We start from the raw sequence: 16,876 nt of genomic DNA on the forward strand, positions 1-16,876 counted from the left end.
TTCCCTCTATTACATGCTGACGACATTTTCATCTGTTGATGCTTTTGCTTCAAGCTCATTTTCTTCTTTCAATTTCTGCTTATCCCACATTCTAAAGAATGGATAGTATAGCGCAAATGACAAGGCAAGGTTAATCAGCTGCATGACCGCACCAGAGATTTTCCCGCCTGTTGCGAGATAGCCTGAAATGATTGGCGGCATTGTCCACGGGACAGCGATCCCTGCCGGTTTTGCTACAAGTCCTGTGCTCATTCCGATATATGTGGTGATGATCATCATAATTGGGGTAAGGATAAACGGAATGAGAAGCATTGGGTTCATCACAATCGGCATTCCAAAAATGATCGGTTCGTTGATGTTAAAGATGGCTGGCCCAATCGCAAGACGGCCAAGCTGTTTCATTTGTTTACTTCTCGCACGCAAGATCATGGTCAGTACCAAAGCAAGCGTCGCACCGCTTCCGCCGACATTGATAAAGATTTCAAAGAACTGCGCTGTGAAAATATTCGGCAGCACTTCTCCTGCTTGGAAGGCAAGACGGTTTTCATCCATCGCACCGAGCCAAATCGGACCCATGACTCCACCGACAATGGTGGCTCCGTGAATACCACATGCCCAGAGGAGCATTTGCACACCGATGGCAACGATACTTCCGCCTAAGCTTCCACCAAGAATGGATAGTGGTGTGCCGATTAAGACCGTAATGATATTATGAATACTCTCAAAAGGTGTCATCTCAATCAGAAGCCTAGCGACCCAGATCAGCGTGATGACCACAAAACCTGGAATAAGTGCGATAAACGATTTACTAACTGCTGGCGGTACACCATCAGGCATTTTGATGACGATATTCCGCTGTACAATAAAGCGGTAAATTTCGGTGGAAAGCATGGCAATAATCATGGCAACGAATAGCCCTTTACTGCCCATCAGTGTGACGGGAATACCGCCATTCACTAGGATAGCTTCTGTTGATCCTTCAGGTGTGAACGGTACTTGATAAGGTGTGGCTAGGAGGAAAGCTGCGACAGCAATTGCACCAGATGACAGTGCATCGACTGCATACTTTTCAGCTAACCTGTACGCGATCCCAAAGGTCGCAACAAGTGCCATAATGTCAAAGGTGGCATTCACAGGATAGGATAGTTTCGTGGCCCATTCGGCTCCGAAGACACTTGCCATAAAATCGCTATATCCTGGAATCGGAAGGTTGGCTAAAATAAGAAACAGTGAACCGACGATAATGAGAGGCATGGTTAAAACAATTCCGTCACGCAATGCTTGTAAATGTCTTTGAGCGGCAATCTTCCCTGCAAACGGCATAACCTTCTCTTCTAGAAATCGGTTGAATCCATTCATCCCTTCCGCCCCCTTTATCCGTTCACTAACTGTTCAGCAGATTTTAAAACCTCAGCACCATTACATACGCCATAATGCACGGTATTAATCACGTCTACTGGAATTCCTTTGTCTTCTCCGAGTTTTTTCATTTGCGGTAATAAATATCGAACTTGAGGTCCTAATAAAAGCACATCGGCTTGATCAATATGATTTTTTGCAGCATCTCCAGATACTGCCCAAATACGATAGTCTTTTCCTTGTTCTTGTGCACTTTTCTCCATTTTTGTGACAAGTAAGCTTGTTGACATACCTGCTGCACAAACTAATAAAATGTTCATTGTAAACGCCCCCTTTTTGAAGTATGAAGCTTTTCTTTACACATTCATCATATTATGAAACCGCTTTCATAAACACCCATACTTTTTCCTTTAGGAAGCGGAAAAAGTTAATATCACACCATTAGTTCTTGTACGAAGGCGCTTTTTTATCCATGACATCCAGCATGTCTTCAAAGGTGTCACAGGTGATGAGGTGCTGAATAAATTTCACATGATGGACAAGCTCTCCAAGCAGACGGTACATGCCTTTTAAATCTTTGGCATTCTCTTTTTCGACACAAAGCAAGCACACAAATTGAACTTTTTTCTCTCCCCAAATAATCGGTTTTTCTAATGTACAGATCGCCCAAAACGTCTCTTCTGTTAGCGGGGTCATCGGATGCGGAATCGCTGTATAATGCCCAAATGAAGTCGGTGCAGACTCTTCTCTTTCCATCACAGATTGTGTAAGTTCTGCTGGCGCTAAGCCCATGTCAATGACCTTTTGCGTGAGAAAGTGTATGACCTCTTCCTTTGTTTGAAAGGCGCGTTTTGTAAAGACCAATTCCTTTTTCATATATTGCGTAGCTAATGTCACTCTTGTTTCACTTGTCAAAGCTTCTTCTATTTTTAAAAAATCACTGCCTCCTAAAATCGTGTTCACTTGAATGACCGGAATCGGTAAATCCATATGAATGGGAATGGTCGAAATAATTAAATCCAATGCATGTAAAGAGACATGCGGAAGCGAATAAAGCTCTGCTGTGCCTAAAATGGTCAGCTTCGACCCAAATTGTGACCGCAAACGATCTTGAAGTAGCCTTGCACTCCCAGCACCAGACGCACAGACAATCAGGCATCGCTTCGGTGGTATTTCCATTTTCCTGCGCTCTAAGGCCGCACCAAAATGAAGTGCCATATAGCCGATCTCATTTTCATGAATGGACAAACCTGTCTCTTCTTCAATGACCCTGCTCGCCACAATCCCTGCTTCAAAGGCAATTGGATAGCCCGCTTTGATCTCATCAAGCATTGGATTTCTTAAATTCATTCCATACTTACACCGATTGATCGCTGGCTTTAAGTGCAAACTGAGGCCAATCAGCAATTCCGCATCTCCCGCTAAATCCAGCTGCAATTTTTGATCAATGGCTTTCAGCATCAGCTGAACAAGACGGCTCGTGTCATCATCCACAATTTGTTTTTGACCGCCCGTTGAAAAAGACTGTACCATTTTGGCTGTTCCTAGCAAATGAATGGCGATATAAACGATTTCCTCTTGTGGAAATGAGACATCTAGCAGCCCTTCAAGACGCTCAACCATTTTTTGGGCTACCTTGTATTCTTTTGCCCTTGGGATTTCGTTGATTTCTTCAGGCAGCACAGATACATAGTTTCCGTGTCTAATCCGTTTACAGGCAATAGCAATATGAACAATTAAATTATTCATGCAAATGTCTGATAGATTCATTTTTTCCTCGTTGATATAATCAATCATGGTTCTCTGAATCAATTCCAGCTCATGTTTTGGCAAAATCGTAACCGCCGTGTTCAGCATGGTTTGATAGGAACGCCGTTCATTGAATAAATATTCTGACATGCAATAACGGATTTTCATCTCAGATCCTTTGATCCGGCAGCCTTTATTCGGCTTTGCTTCCAGCTTCAGATCAAAGGGTTCGAGCTTACGTTTGACCCATTTCATGTCATTACTCATCGTCGATTTACTAATAAACAGCTGCTCCTGTAAGTCTTCCAGCTTCACATATGATTCCGCTAGAAGCAGCTTTTTCAAAATAAATCGAACTCGTTCTTCTGGAAGAATAGCAAGCGGTTCTTCCTGTTCGACTTCTTCCTTCATAAAACGGCGAAAGGCATTCTCATCGTTGATCAACAGCTCATAGCCAGCGCCTCTAACAGCTGATACAGCTGCTTGATAAGGGGCTAGACGCTCATTCAGTTCCTTGATGTCTGTTCGGATGGTGCGGCTTGTCACTTGTAAACTGACAGAAAGCGCAGCGCTCGTGAGAGGAGTCTCAGCTGCCATCAGCTGACTTAAAATGTGCGCCAGTCTTTTACTCAGCATTAGGTCGGCCTCCTTCATTTAGGGTGGAGAATCTGCCTTGTTCGGACAGGTTGTATACGCTTACAGTTCTCTTCATTACTCATATTCTACTGAAAAGAAATAAAAATTGCCAACTCATTTATATGACAAACGCCCCTATTTATACAACCAACCATATCTAATGACCTATGAATCTTCTTCTAAGATGCTGTTATGGAAATCATGAAAAAAAGGCGTTACACCTCCGTGTATCCGCCTTTTTCTTATGAGGAAATCAGTTGTGTAAAGACAACCAATCTTTTTTCATGTGTACCGGCTGCATGATCAAAAATTCCCGTACATGTGATGAAATTGAGATTCCGTGTAAAGGCGTACCCGAAAAAAGCATTTGGTTTCTCTTCGCGCGGATAGCTTTTCACCTTGAAAACCTCAAAGGTTCGCTTTTCCCCTGACGAGGATGTCACAATGACTTTGTCTCCCTTTTTTAGCTCCTTTAGTCGATAAAAAACAGCTGGACCCCATTTATTATCAACATGACCATTTATGACAGCATTCCCTTTATCACCGGGCTTCGGACCATCTTCAAACCAAGCTGTGTGATCTGAATTTTGCGGAACACCCATACTGCCATCCTTTGATAAAGTCGTTTTTTCCACTTTTGCTTGGACATCAATCGCTGGAATGGAGATGTCAGCTGGCACAATACCCGATGGCTCATCTTTTAACGTGTCGTGTGAATGAGATTGATTCTTGGCTTGTTTTGCTGTCATTGGCTCAGAAGATGATGCAGTTTCAGAGGATGACTTTTCATCTATTGATTGGGATGCGCAGCCCGTGATGATGAAAAGCGTCAGAATACCAAACAGCCATCTTTTCACGCAAGTCGACCTCCTTTTGAAGAAAGGAACGGCACGATTGTGCACGTTCCCTCTTGTCTTGATGCCTGCTTAATTTGATGGTTTACGGCGAATGAGAAAGAACGCCCCCACTGCACCTCCGGCTAAGATGAGACTTGCCATCATCCCAGCAAATGCTTCATATGACATACCTAATGGACCGGCTGTGCCTCCCATACCTGTTTTCGGCATCTCATTTGGCATGTTGGATTTGAACATGTCAGGATGCTGATCGACAATAGCTGATGCGACATCTTGACCAACCATGAACATATGGCCGTATGCTTCTCTGACAGTCGGGTACAGCTGATCATATTCACCATGATGATAAGACGTGTACGTTTTGATGAGCTCATCAATATGGGTTTTCAACCCAGCTTCTAAGTCAGCCGCCTTCAATCGTCCATCTGTCGCTTGATCTAAAAATTTTGCTTGTTTCATACGGTAAGCATCTAAATCTTTGACAGCCTTTTCTTTTGCTTGCTCGTCTCCTGATGCATCCGCTTTAACATAATCAACTAAATATCCGATATGACTTGACCAGATCGTTTTAAATTGTTTTCCTGCATCTTTTCCATAAACAGAAGCGATCGCATCTGATAAATCATTTGTATTTTCATTTAAGGCTGCTGCCGCTTGGTCAAAGTCCTTGCTGCCATCATTCCCTTTTTGCATAGCCACTACCGCGAGTGCCAAATGCTCTGAGAACAAGTAGTTTAAATCCTCACGAAGATCTGCCGCTGGAGTATCGACTGATTTTTGATCAAATTTCCCAGGAAATTGATCTGTAATCGCCCATGATACACCTTTACCTACTTCAAACATATGATGAATGGATTTTCTGACCGTTTCATAGGTTGTATCAAAATCCTTTTCTGTGTAACTGTCAAAAGCTTTTAGCAGTTCATTGACGTGCATCTTTAACCCTTCTTCAAGTTCACTTGCTTTCAATCTTCCACCTGTTGCTTTATCAAGCATATCAGCTTGTTTCATGCGGTATTGATCAAGCTCTTTGACCGCTTTCTTTTTACCTGCTTCATCTTTTTTCGCTGTCGCTTGTACATAATCAACGAAGTAGCCGATATGGCTTGACCAAATCTCTTTGAATTGTTTCCCTGCTTTTTTTCCATACACAGAGGCGATCGCATCTGATAGATCATTCGTGTTTTCATTTAACGCTGCGGCTGCTTGATCAAAATCTTTACTGCCGTCAATTCCCTTTTGCATCGTGATCACTGCTAAATAAGCATGCTCTGAGAAGAGCTGATCAAGCGCTGCGCGAAGATCCGTTGCTTTATTTGACACCTCTTGTGATGATGACGACTTTTTTGCATCCCCATGCATATGTCCTTCGTGTGCACTTGCCATTTGAGCAGTTGGTAATAATAATGCTGCACTAAGCGGGATCGTTAAAAATGCTTTTTTCATTTTCATCTGTTTTGCCTCCTCTTTCCGTTTGTTATGTACTTAACGGAGAGAGAATTGATATGGATCATTCACACAGCATATTTTTTTGTTTCATGCATTTCATAAAAAAAAGCCGGATTACCCGGCTGATACGTTACGACTTTTGGATGCTTTTCGTTCTTTATATATTTTCCTCACCACTGGATAAATCACTGGTGCCCATTTGACAATTTGTTTCAGCCACTTTTTCATTTTCTCCCGCGCCTCCTTATTGTCATTCTTACAAGACGATTCCCGATCTTGTCATGAAATAAACAGGTGCGGGAGAGCAGGAGTTAAATGACGCCTTGTGCGATCATGGCATCTGCCACTTTGCGAAATCCTGCAATATTTGCGCCTACCATTAAGTTTCCAGCGTATCCGTATTCTTCAGCTGTCTCAGTACACTGACGATAAATCGACTGCATCATTTGTTTCAACTGACCATCTACTTCTTCAAAAGTCCAAGACATTCTCGCACTGTTTTGCGCCATTTCTAACGCCGAAACACCCACTCCCCCAGCATTTGCTGCTTTTGCTGGTGCAAACAAAATATCATGTTGTTCAAATACTTTGACGGCCTCAAGTGTGGACGGCATATTGGCCCCTTCTCCTACAGCGATGACACCGTTTGCCACTAGCTGCTGTGCTTGCGACTCTGAAATTTCATTTTGTGTCGCACATGGCAGCGCAATGTCACAAGGGAGAGACCAAATTTGTTCGCAATCTTCAATCAATTCAGCATGCGGGTGAATGTCTATGTAGGCACTAATTCGCTGGTTATCGACTTCCTTCAGCTGCTTCACTGTCTCAAGTGAAATGCCTTGAGGGTCGTAAATGGCTCCGCTTGAATCACTACAAGCCACAACCTTTCCGCCTAATTCCAATACTTTTTCCATCGCATAAATCGATACATTTCCTGACCCAGACACAACAACAGATCGTCCTTCAAATTGCATTCCGTGGGCTTTTAACATTTCTTCCATAAAGTACACCAGTCCATAGCCGGTCGCTTCTTTTCTTGCTAAACTGCCTCCGAAGCTAGGGCTCTTTCCTGTCAGGACACCTGCTTCATACGCACCACGCATTTTTTTGTACTGGCCGAACATATAGCCGATTTCGCGTGCGCCTACCCCAATATCTCCTGCCGGTACATCTTGATCAGGTCCAATATAACGACTGAGTTCACTCATAAAGCTTTGAACAAAATGCATGATTTCTCCATCAGATTTCCCTTTAGGGTCAAAATCTGATCCACCTTTTCCTCCGCCGATCGGCAAACCTGTCAGTGCGTTTTTAAAGATTTGTTCAAATCCTAAAAACTTGATGATGCTGGCATTGACCGATGGGTGGAAACGAATGCCCCCCTTATAAGGACCGATGGCACTATTAAATTGAACCCTGAATCCTCTGTTCACCTGTACTTTGCCTTCATCGTCTACCCACGGTACACGAAACATCACAAGCCGCTCAGGCTCAATTAAGCGTTCTAAGATCCCCTGTTTTTCATACTCTGGGTGTTTTGCAAAAACCGGGACGAGGGATTCCAGAATTTCTTTCACGGCTTGCTGGAATTCCGCCTCGCCTGGATTCCGTTTTTCTACATCCTCTAGCACACGGTGGATGTAGCTTTGTGCTGTTTGTGCTGCTCGATCTAAGGTCAACATGTCTCATCTGCCTCCTTGTCAATATCTCACTCTTTGGTTGTTAGATTTTCTAACGCATATTGAGATTAATTTAACACCATTTGTAAAAACTGATCAATATTGATAACAGATGAAAACGATGCCGAAATGAGATAGATCAAGCAGAATCACCTTCCGTCATGAAAATGACCCGCTTAAAGAATGACTATCGTGCTAGAAATGACGAACTGGACGTTCAACATCCCGCTTTCTTTGACACATTCATGAAACTTTCATTTTTTCTAGATGATGATCATTCAAAAAAAAGGTCAAAAGTTTTACAACGTCTTTCAATCTTTCCTGAGCTTTTCTCCTCTTTTACGATCAGGTAAGACAACACACAGCCAATATAAAATAGAAGAAGATGGAAAGTTGATTAATCCAATGATGCCCCAGAACCATTTATAACGCCCTCTTTTCTTGGCATCCATAAATAAGAGAAATCCCTGTGCAAACAGTAACGGTAATGCGCACAATAAGATGATCATTTCCGTCTGACTCATAAGGAGGACCCTCCTTTAATATGTTGGTATTCCTTGATGCCGACAACCACACAGAGTGGCACGCTCACCACTTGGAGAAGAATGAAGATGATGGGCAAATGAGTAATGGCAGCTGCAAAAAGTGTCATGATGGTCAGACTGACGATGATGTACGCCAGCACTTCTTGTTTAAAACGTTTTTTCTCTTTTTCCTTTGCCTGCTTTAGCATCAACATCAAAGCTTGTTCACTCGGCTTTTCTACTTCGATTTGTTCATCGAGCTCCTGCAACTCCTCTTTTAAACGATCGGCGAAACGATCTTCTTTCATCAGTCCCACTCCTTTCGAATTTTCTTGATCCCATGATGAACCCTCGATTTCACCGTACCTTCTCTCACCCCGAGCATCGAAGCGATTTCAGGGTAAGTAAAGCCATAATAGTAATGGAGAAGGATCGGTGCTCTCTCCTGAGCCTTTAACTCATTTAGAGCATCCCATATGTCATGCCAAGTATGGCCTTTTTGCTGAACATCCCATTTGAACCGGCGGATGGCTTCTTGATTCGCCTTTCCTTCTCTCGTTTGTTCACGTTTTCTTTTCTTTTGATGATCTAAAAATTGTCTAGATGCAATGGACATGAGCCATGTTGAAAATAATGAATCTCCTCTAAAAGAAGAAAGTTTCATGTACGCTTTGAGCATCGTTTCTTGCATGATCTCCTCTGTCAACTCTTGTTGAAGGGTCAGTTTCATCAAATAACGGTAAAGAAACGAATAATGATGCCGATAAAGGGCGGTAAATGCGGCATCATCCCCCTGTTTTGCCCGCTTGATCCATAAAGTCTCCTCGGTCTGCTCCAAACACGTCCCTCCTTCCTTTCTATCTCTTATTAATTAGACGACACCGGTGATCGCATCGTTTAAAATAGACCTTCTTTTTTTAATTGGAGCCTTTTCTACCTGCTGTTTAGCGCATGGATCTATTTAATATCCAATTTTTTCTTATGTAATGATTATGACATGTCTTTGTCTCTAACAAAATGACGCTTTCGTAATCATCTTGATTTTCCTTGAAAAGAAGAACGTCCTTTTCATAATCAATAGGTTACCCCAATACCTATCGTCAATGATCCTTGTCTCATGTAGATAAATTGAAATAATCATTGCCTTAGTTTCCTTGAAAATCGTGGAATACTTCGTTCCAATTCTTAGCCGATGATACCTTTTTGCGTGCTATGCTCTTCCTACATTCCGAAAGAGGCGATGCTGGCGAAGGAAGGAGGAGCGGTTGAATCGCAGCTTATTTTGGAAACGTTTACATTAAAACAAAATAGAGAATGGAGATGTTCATGTTGAAGAAAAAAGTTCCAATGTTAGCTGGTGTGTTAGCGGTTGGTCTCGTGACTTCATTATTTGCGCCAAATGGGGAGGCAAAAGCAGCAACGAAATATCCAGAAAGCCCTTCGATTATGGCCAATTTTAATCAGCAAGGATTCTCCACATTAAATGGTGGTACAACAGGCGGTGAAGGCGGTAAAACGGTGACGGTGAAAACCGGAAATGAACTATTAGCTGCCCTCAAAAGCAAAGGAACAAATGAAAAATTGAAAATCGTGGTAGACGGAACGATTACTCCTTCTAATACATCAGCCAATAAAATTGATGTGAAAGATACAAACAATGTCTCCATCGTCGGTAAAGGGACAAACGGCGAATTTAATGGGATTGGTATTAAAGTATGGCGTGCCAATAACGTCATCATCCGCAACCTCAAAATCCATCACAGCAAAATCGGTGATAAAGATGCCATCGGAATCGAAGGTGGCTCTAAAAACGTATGGGTCGACCATAATGAACTCTACAACACTTTGAACTCTGGGAAAGATGACTATGATGGGTTATTCGATGTGAAAAATGACTCCGATTACATTACGTTCTCATGGAACTATGTCCATGACAGTTGGAAAACAATGCTGATGGGCAGCTCCGATAACGATAACTACAACAGAAAAATCACATTCCACAACAACCGCTTTGAAAACTTGAACTCTCGTGTACCGTCTATGCGCTACGGAGAAGGTCATGTGTATAACAACTACTACAAAGGCATCCATACAACTGCGATTAACTCTCGTATGGGCGCAAAAATGAGAATTGAGCACAACGTATTTGAAAATACAAACAATGCCATTGGCAGCTGGGACAGCCGTCAAGTCGGTACATGGCATGTCATCAACAACTCATATATTAATAGCACAGGCAGTCTGCCAACGTCTTCAACAGGTACGTACAACCCTCCTTATAACTACTCTTTGCTTAACGTGAACAATGTGAAATCAGAAGTTGTATCAAATGCGGGTGTAGGAAAAGTAAACCCTTAAGCTCAAAAAAACGTTCGGGCAGAAATCTTCTGTCCGAACGTTCTTGTCATACATTTTTTACACGTTCGAAAATGGACGATCCATTTCATACAGCTTTTGATAACGCACATTTTCTTTCAGCAAATCATGATGCTGCCCCTCCATCTCAATGCGTCCACCTTCAATAAACATCATACGGTCACATGCCTCACAGCCAGTGAGATGATGGGTGATCCAAATGACTGTTTTTCCTTTTAACACGCGAAAGATCGTTTCAAGCAATTCACGCTCTGTGCGTGGATCAAGCCCGACGGTTGGCTCATCTAATACAACAATCGGTGTGTTTTGCAGCAAAATCCGTGCTAGAGCCATACGCTGCCTTTCTCCACCAGAGAAACGAACCCCTGTCTCTTGTACACCTGTGTGATAACCTTCTGGCAAAGACTCAATGTAATCGTGCAGCTGAACTTGCCGCGCGGCTTCTTTTACTTGCTCTTCTGTCGCTTCTGGAGAACCTAAGCGAATGTTGTTTACAACAGACGTATCGAATAAATAGGGCTGTTGATTGAGCACAGACACATAAGAGGATATCTCCTCTTGAATGCTTTGTACCGGTTTCCCCTGAATGCTGACAACCCCTTGATTTGGCACGACTGCCCCTTCTAACAATTTTAAAATGGTCGATTTGCCTGCACCGCTTTTTCCTAAAAGAGCGAGCGATTCACCTTGCTTCATGGAAAACGAAAAATGCTTTAGTACATGTTGATCTACTTCATATCCGAAGGTGACTTGATCAAAACAGACCGCTTCAACGCCATTAGAGACGGGTGTCTCGTTTGCTGCCTCCCTCTCCACTAATCCTTCATACGACTGCTCTTCATAATGATTTAATCTGCTGACGGCATGCTGATAAACAGGAATATCGCCTGCTGCATCTGAGAGCGGAAGAAAGGCTTCTGTTAATGGAAACAGCACAAGCACAAAGGCTGCGATGAGCGTGTGTGGCATAGAACCAGCCTGAACGACTGAGCCGCTCCAATACACGACAAGGACGACTGCTCCTCCAATCACTAGCTGGGCTAAAAATTGGCGCAGACGGATAAACCGGTGCTTTGCCGCTTCGAGTGCTAATAGCTTTGCTTCTTTTCGTTCATAGCCCTCAACAAAATCGTTCTGTCTGCCGCTAAACAACCAGTCACTCACGCCCATGACAGCATCCGTTAAATGGCTGTACAGTTCATTTCTGCCTTTCTTCATTTGAATTTGTCGCGCCCGGTTCACAAGTACTGTGATGTATGGGAATACAAATACGAGCAGCGCCATATAAAGCAGCATCAACCCGGCAAAAGGCCATGAGAAAAGCCCAAGTGCTCCAATCGAAGCGGCATATAAAAGCAGCGCACCGATGGATGGAAAGATTGTTTTTAAATACGCATCCTGTAATCTCTCCACATCTTCTGACAACAGCCCAAGCATTTCACCTGTTCCAAGCTTAGTCTGTTTGGCACTTCGTTCAGCCATGTCATAAAGACGTACCCGCATTTTTTCAATCATCGTCAAAATGAGCTGATGACTCGCCAGTCTCTCTGCATAACGAGCCGCTGAGCGTGAAATACCAAAGGTACGTACTGCCACGATTGGGACATAGACCATCAAGATATTCTCAGGTCTTGTGGCAGCTTTTGAAATGAGGAACCCTGACGTATACATGAGCATAGAAGCAGAAAACACCGCAATCGCCCCTAAAAAAAGCACCAAGGCAAACAGCTTTTGATTCTCCTTGATATAAGGTATAAACCAGCCTTTACTGACCATGTGTGACCGCCCCCATTTGTTCCTGTACCAATTGATAGTACACACCTTTTCTTTCCATTAATGATTCATGAGTCCCCATCTCTGCAATCGTCCCATGATCCATCACAATGATTTCATCCATATCCGTCATCCAATGAAGTCTGTGTGTAGCTAAAAACACAAGTTTATCTTCAAACAATGGAAGCATTGTTTTCTTCAATTCATACTCTGTCTCAATATCCAGATGAGCCGTTGGTTCATCTAACAGCATAATGGATCGCTGGCCGAGCACTGTGCGAGCGAGTGCAATCCGCTGCGCTTGTCCACCGCTCAGTCCTCTGCCCTGTTCGCCAATGACCTCATCCAGTCCATTGGGGAGATCAGCTACGAGCTGAGACAAACCTGCCTCTTGCACCGCTCTTTCAACGTCTTCATCTGTTGCATTCGGTTCATAAAAACGAATGTTTTCTCTCAGTGTCATGTGAAATAAATAAGGATGCTGCGGCATATAAACGACTTCTTTTTGCCATGCCGCCAGCTGTAAATGAGCAAGCGGCTTTCCGTTTAGGATCATTTCACCTGCAGACGGTTCAACAAAACCGCCGAGGACATCCGTTAACGTCGATTTCCCCGAACCACTGGCACCGATGATCCCAATCTTTTTCTTTCCTTTCACAGTGAGGTCCACATCCTGAATCGAATAAGGAGCATGTTCATCATGCAACACACTGACATCTTGCAGTATGAGCTCAGATTGCTCATTCCACTCGTTCAGCTGCACGGATTGTGTCTCCTGCTCTCGGAAGCCCTTTTCCTCTAAAATCACTTGAATCGCCTCATTCGCTTCTTTACCGTTTAACGTCGCATGATAATCATTTCCCACTTCACGGACTGGCAAGAAATATTCTGGCGCAAGCATCAGTGCGGTCAAAGCGGGCAATAACAAAAGATCTCCTTCAATTAAGCGCAAGCCGAGAAATACAGCGACAGTCGCAATGGACAGCATAGAAAAGAAATCGAGAGCAAAAGATGAAAGAAAGGCGACTTTCAGTGTGCTCATCGTCGCCTTTCGATAACGCTTTGAGACCTCTCCAATATTGCGAGAATGCTTTTTGCTAATCCCTAAGTAGCGAAGCGTTTCAAGGCCACGGAGAGAATCAGTAAAATGATTGGATAATTTCTCATACGATCTCCATTGTTTGGCCGCTTTACGCTGAGCGACAAGTCCTAGCAAAATCATAAAAATAATTAAAATCGGCAGCGTGACAATGAGAATGACAGCAGATGTTTCATCTAATGTCCAAACATAGACAAGCACCATCACCGGAATAACTGCCATGTTCACCATTTTCGGCAAAAACAGCTGTAAATACTGACGATATTGGGCAATGCCCTCCATCGCCAATGTCACAAGCTTTCCTGTTCCTTTTTTCTTCGTGAAAGCTGGCCCTAAACGGAACAGCTGGTCCAACAGCTGCTTTCTCACGTCTGCTCCAATCCGGGAAGAATAGGAGAACATGACCTTCTCCCGCATCAAGGTGAGACCGTGCCGCACCAGAAAGGCAGCAAGAAACAGCAAGACATAAGGCGTTGCCTGCATGAGGCTCTTCCCGTCAAACAGCGTTGTTATGGCATGTGCCAGCCACTGTGCTTGAAAAATAATACTTGCTCCTTGGATGATTGACACAATACCTAAGAGGGCAAGAAGCCCCCTCATTCCTTTTAGTTGAAGCAAACGTTTATCCATTAGTAGGTCATTGGCTCCTTACCGCTTACACGTTTACGGAAGACATAGTAGCTCCAGATTTGATACCCAAGCACAAAAGGTAGCAAAGAAATGGCAACAATCGTCATGACCGTCAGTGAATAAGATCCTGATGCAGCGTTTTGAATGGTGAGGTCGAATGCATGGTTGATCGAACTAATCATGACACGCGGGAATAATGCTGTGAAAAGCATGGTCACCGTCACCATAATACCTGCACCTGTGAATAAAAATGTCCATCCATCACGCTCTTTTCTCATAAAGAATAGAGCCGCTACATAACAAACCACAATGAGTACAGTTAAAGGGATTGTGATGATCGGACGCACGGTATAAATGTCCGTTTCAAGAATAGACACACCAACAAATACAACAAGAACTGGTAGTGCAATCAATAAAACACGCTGACCGAGCTTTCTTGCACGATTTCTTAAATCACCCTCAGTGCGGAGTGTGACGAAAATCAATCCATGCAGGAGGCAAAGCACCGTCACGGCTACCCCGCCGATCACTGAATAAAGATTGACGAAGTCTGTAAATCCAGCGTACATATTCATATCTTGATCAATTGGCATTCCTCGTAACATACTTGTGAATAGCACTCCGAGTAAAAATGGCGGAAGCAGACTGCCAAAGAAGATGATCCAGTCCCACGTTTTGATCCATGAAGCCTTCTCGACCTTCCCTCTAAATTCAAAGGCGACCCCCCGCCCAATGAGCGCTAATAGGAGAATCGTAAATGGAATATAGTATCCGCTGAACATCGTAGCGTACCAGTGAGGAAAAGCGGCGAAAATAGCCCCGCCAGCTGTAATCAGCCAGACCTCATTTGCATCCCAGAAAGGGCCAATCGTATTGATTAAAATGCGGCGCTCATGTGCATCTTTTCCAAGCAGCTGCATGGACATCCCGACACCAAAATCAAATCCTTCTAAGAAGAAAAATCCAACAAACAATACTGCGACAAGAATAAACCAAATCTCGTTAAGATATGCCATGATATGCGCCTCCATCAAATGGATCTGTAGACAGGTCCGTTTCATCCTTTTGATCTGTATTCTCTTCAGAATGTGCACCTTTTTTAATTTCTCGAATGAATAAGTAGGCAAGCACGATGGCAAGAATCAGATAAATGGTCGTAAAGCTAATGACTGAGAATAGCAACATGCCGTACGATACGTTTGGTGAAATGGATTGTGCGGTTGTCATCATACCAAAGACTGTCCACGGCTGACGCCCAATTTCCGTCATGATCCAGCCCGCTGAGTTTGCAATAAACGGGAACGCAATCATCCATACCATGAAGCGTAAATACCATTTGTTTGATTCTAGTTTTTTTCTAAAGCTCAAATACAAACCAATCATACTAGCAAAAATCATCAACATGCCGGCACCCACCATGATTCTAAAGCTCCAGAAGGTTGTTTTGACTGGAGGAATGTAATCCCCAGGACCAAACTTTGCTTCATATTCTTTTTGAAGGGTCAGCATGCCTGGCACATCTCCACTAAACTTCGAATAGGCCAAGTAACTTAAAGCAAACGGAATATTGATCTCCGCAGAGTTTTCTTTTTTATCTGTATCAATGTTGGCAAATAGTGTCCAAGCCGCTGGATCTCCACTATCCTTCCAAAGGGCTTCACTTGCTGCCATCTTCATCGGCTGTGATTCCATTAAGTGCTTCGCTTGATCATGTCCAGAGAACGCCACACCTAAGCCAGAAATGAAAGCAAGCACCATGGCAATCTGGAAAGATTTTTTGAAAAAGGTCACTTCTTGTTTTTTGATCATTTTATAGGCACTGACACCCGCGATAAAGAAAGCACCGGTTGCCAATGCACCAAACAGAACGTGCGGGAACTCTACCCAAAGTTGCGGATTTGTCACGAGCGCCCCAAAGTCATTCATTTCTGCACGGCCATTTTTAATCACAAATCCAACTGGCTCCTGCATAAATGAGTTGGCGAGTAAAATCCAAAACGCCGAAAAGATCGTACCAAGAGAAACGAGCCAAATACATAACAAATGAATTTTTTTCGGTAGACGGTCCCAGCCGAATATCCAAAGACCAATAAAGGTCGATTCAAGGAAAAAGGCCAATAGCGCTTCAATGGCAAGCGGTGCACCAAAGACATCACCGACAAACCTTGAATAATCTGACCAGTTCATCCCAAACTGGAATTCTTGCAGAATCCCTGTCACCACACCTACTGCAAAGTTAATTAAGAAAAGGTGACCCCAAAATTTTGCCATCTTTTTATAGATGTCTTTTTTCTTCACCACATAAAGGGTTTGCATCAATGCAACGATAAATACCAAACCTATAGACATAGGAACAAAAATAAAATGAAATAATGTCGTTGAGGCAAATTGAAATCTTGCTAAAAACAGCTCACTCACAGCCTTACATCCTCCCTTACTTTCGCATGCCGAATGATTCGAGATATTTATGCTCACTATTTCACAAAAAGTTCACTATTTGTTCAATGATTCACAAGTGAAAGTCCATTTGATATAGTTCACTCGGTGAAATTTTACTCTTGATTTTCATTCGGTTAGTTATTTATACCTGTACTTTACACCCATGCGCTTCAAAAATAAAGTAAATTTTACCTAAAATTTGGATAGGATTGTGTCAGTTGTTTGAATACTTTGTCAAAAATATGTGACGGAAAGAGACAATCACAAAAAAAATAGCGCTGCTTTTTCGCTGCAGCGCTTTTGAAT

General features: G+C 43.1%; 15 protein-coding genes. 1 reads left to right on the forward strand and 14 read right to left on the reverse strand.

Annotation, left to right across the window (positions count from 1 at the left end):
- Window positions 1-9: 9 nt before the first annotated feature.
- The 10 genes from celB to sigY all read right to left on the reverse strand — a co-directional run bounded on the left by celB (window position 10) and on the right by sigY (window position 9,091).
- Window positions 10-1,359 carry a PTS cellobiose transporter subunit IIC gene (celB, locus tag NSQ52_RS18320; RefSeq protein ID WP_007497888.1) on the reverse strand — a complete coding sequence of 450 codons (1,350 nt, stop codon included), beginning with the start codon at window positions 1,357-1,359 and terminating at the stop codon, window positions 10-12.
- A 14-nt stretch (window positions 1,360-1,373) separates the two neighbouring features.
- Window positions 1,374-1,679, reverse strand: coding sequence for a PTS sugar transporter subunit IIB (locus NSQ52_RS18325; RefSeq protein ID WP_007497889.1), 306 nt, complete (start codon window positions 1,677-1,679; stop codon window positions 1,374-1,376).
- 121 nt (window positions 1,680-1,800) lie between these two features.
- Window positions 1,801-3,744, reverse strand: a complete 1,944-nt coding sequence (locus NSQ52_RS18330) for a BglG family transcription antiterminator (RefSeq protein WP_072367992.1) — start codon at window positions 3,742-3,744, stop codon at window positions 1,801-1,803.
- A gap of 242 nt (window positions 3,745-3,986) precedes the next feature.
- Complete coding sequence (locus NSQ52_RS18335; protein ID WP_327855498.1) at window positions 3,987-4,601, reverse strand: class F sortase; 615 nt, start codon at window positions 4,599-4,601, stop codon at window positions 3,987-3,989.
- A 69-nt stretch (window positions 4,602-4,670) separates the two neighbouring features.
- Entirely contained in the window at window positions 4,671-6,053 is a 1,383-nt protein-coding gene (locus NSQ52_RS18340) for a hypothetical protein (RefSeq protein WP_019743488.1), read from the reverse strand.
- Window positions 6,054-6,164: 111 nt separating this feature from the next.
- Window positions 6,165-6,278, reverse strand: coding sequence for a hypothetical protein (locus NSQ52_RS18345; RefSeq protein WP_008345567.1), 114 nt, complete (start codon window positions 6,276-6,278; stop codon window positions 6,165-6,167).
- An 83-nt stretch (window positions 6,279-6,361) separates the two neighbouring features.
- Window positions 6,362-7,732 (reverse strand): NADP-specific glutamate dehydrogenase, encoded by a 1,371-nt coding sequence (gdhA, locus tag NSQ52_RS18350; protein ID WP_342473728.1) that lies wholly within the window; start codon window positions 7,730-7,732, stop codon window positions 6,362-6,364.
- Between the two features lie 308 nt (window positions 7,733-8,040).
- Window positions 8,041-8,253: a hypothetical protein gene (locus NSQ52_RS18355; RefSeq protein ID WP_008345569.1), complete on the reverse strand. Its 213-nt coding sequence runs from the start codon at window positions 8,251-8,253 to the stop codon at window positions 8,041-8,043.
- The gene (locus tag NSQ52_RS18360) at window positions 8,250-8,561 is read right to left on the reverse strand and encodes a YxlC family protein (RefSeq protein WP_035389913.1); all 312 of its coding nucleotides are present in this window, start codon (window positions 8,559-8,561) and stop codon (window positions 8,250-8,252) included. The genes NSQ52_RS18355 and NSQ52_RS18360 overlap by 4 nt, the downstream gene beginning before the upstream one ends.
- Window positions 8,561-9,091, reverse strand: coding sequence for an RNA polymerase sigma factor SigY (sigY, locus tag NSQ52_RS18365; RefSeq protein WP_327868476.1), 531 nt, complete (start codon window positions 9,089-9,091; stop codon window positions 8,561-8,563). Before sigY ends, NSQ52_RS18360 begins: the two co-directional genes overlap by 1 nt.
- A 488-nt stretch (window positions 9,092-9,579) precedes the next feature.
- Between sigY and NSQ52_RS18370 the strand changes: the two genes are divergently transcribed.
- Window positions 9,580-10,611 carry a pectate lyase gene (locus NSQ52_RS18370; protein ID WP_008345573.1) on the forward strand — a complete coding sequence of 344 codons (1,032 nt, stop codon included), beginning with the start codon at window positions 9,580-9,582 and terminating at the stop codon, window positions 10,609-10,611.
- A 57-nt stretch (window positions 10,612-10,668) separates the two neighbouring features.
- On the opposite strand, the gene cydC is transcribed toward NSQ52_RS18370, so the two are convergent.
- The 4 genes from cydC to NSQ52_RS18390 are packed head-to-tail and all read right to left on the reverse strand — an operon-like array spanning window position 10,669 to window position 16,549.
- The gene (gene cydC / locus NSQ52_RS18375) at window positions 10,669-12,405 is read right to left on the reverse strand and encodes a thiol reductant ABC exporter subunit CydC (protein ID WP_254000881.1); all 1,737 of its coding nucleotides are present in this window, start codon (window positions 12,403-12,405) and stop codon (window positions 10,669-10,671) included.
- Window positions 12,395-14,131 carry a thiol reductant ABC exporter subunit CydD gene (gene cydD, locus NSQ52_RS18380; protein WP_342473730.1) on the reverse strand — a complete coding sequence of 579 codons (1,737 nt, stop codon included), beginning with the start codon at window positions 14,129-14,131 and terminating at the stop codon, window positions 12,395-12,397. Before cydD ends, cydC begins: the two co-directional genes overlap by 11 nt.
- The gene (gene cydB / locus NSQ52_RS18385; RefSeq protein WP_058337090.1) at window positions 14,131-15,147 is read right to left on the reverse strand and encodes a cytochrome d ubiquinol oxidase subunit II; all 1,017 of its coding nucleotides are present in this window, start codon (window positions 15,145-15,147) and stop codon (window positions 14,131-14,133) included. Before cydB ends, cydD begins: the two co-directional genes overlap by 1 nt.
- Complete coding sequence (locus NSQ52_RS18390) at window positions 15,134-16,549, reverse strand: cytochrome ubiquinol oxidase subunit I (protein WP_058213460.1); 1,416 nt, start codon at window positions 16,547-16,549, stop codon at window positions 15,134-15,136. Before NSQ52_RS18390 ends, cydB begins: the two co-directional genes overlap by 14 nt.
- Between the last annotated feature and the right edge of the window lie 327 nt (window positions 16,550-16,876).

This window comes from Bacillus sp. FSL W8-1141 (assembly GCF_038593205.1).
Taxonomy (GTDB): Bacteria; Bacillota; Bacilli; order Bacillales; family Bacillaceae; genus Bacillus; species Bacillus altitudinis.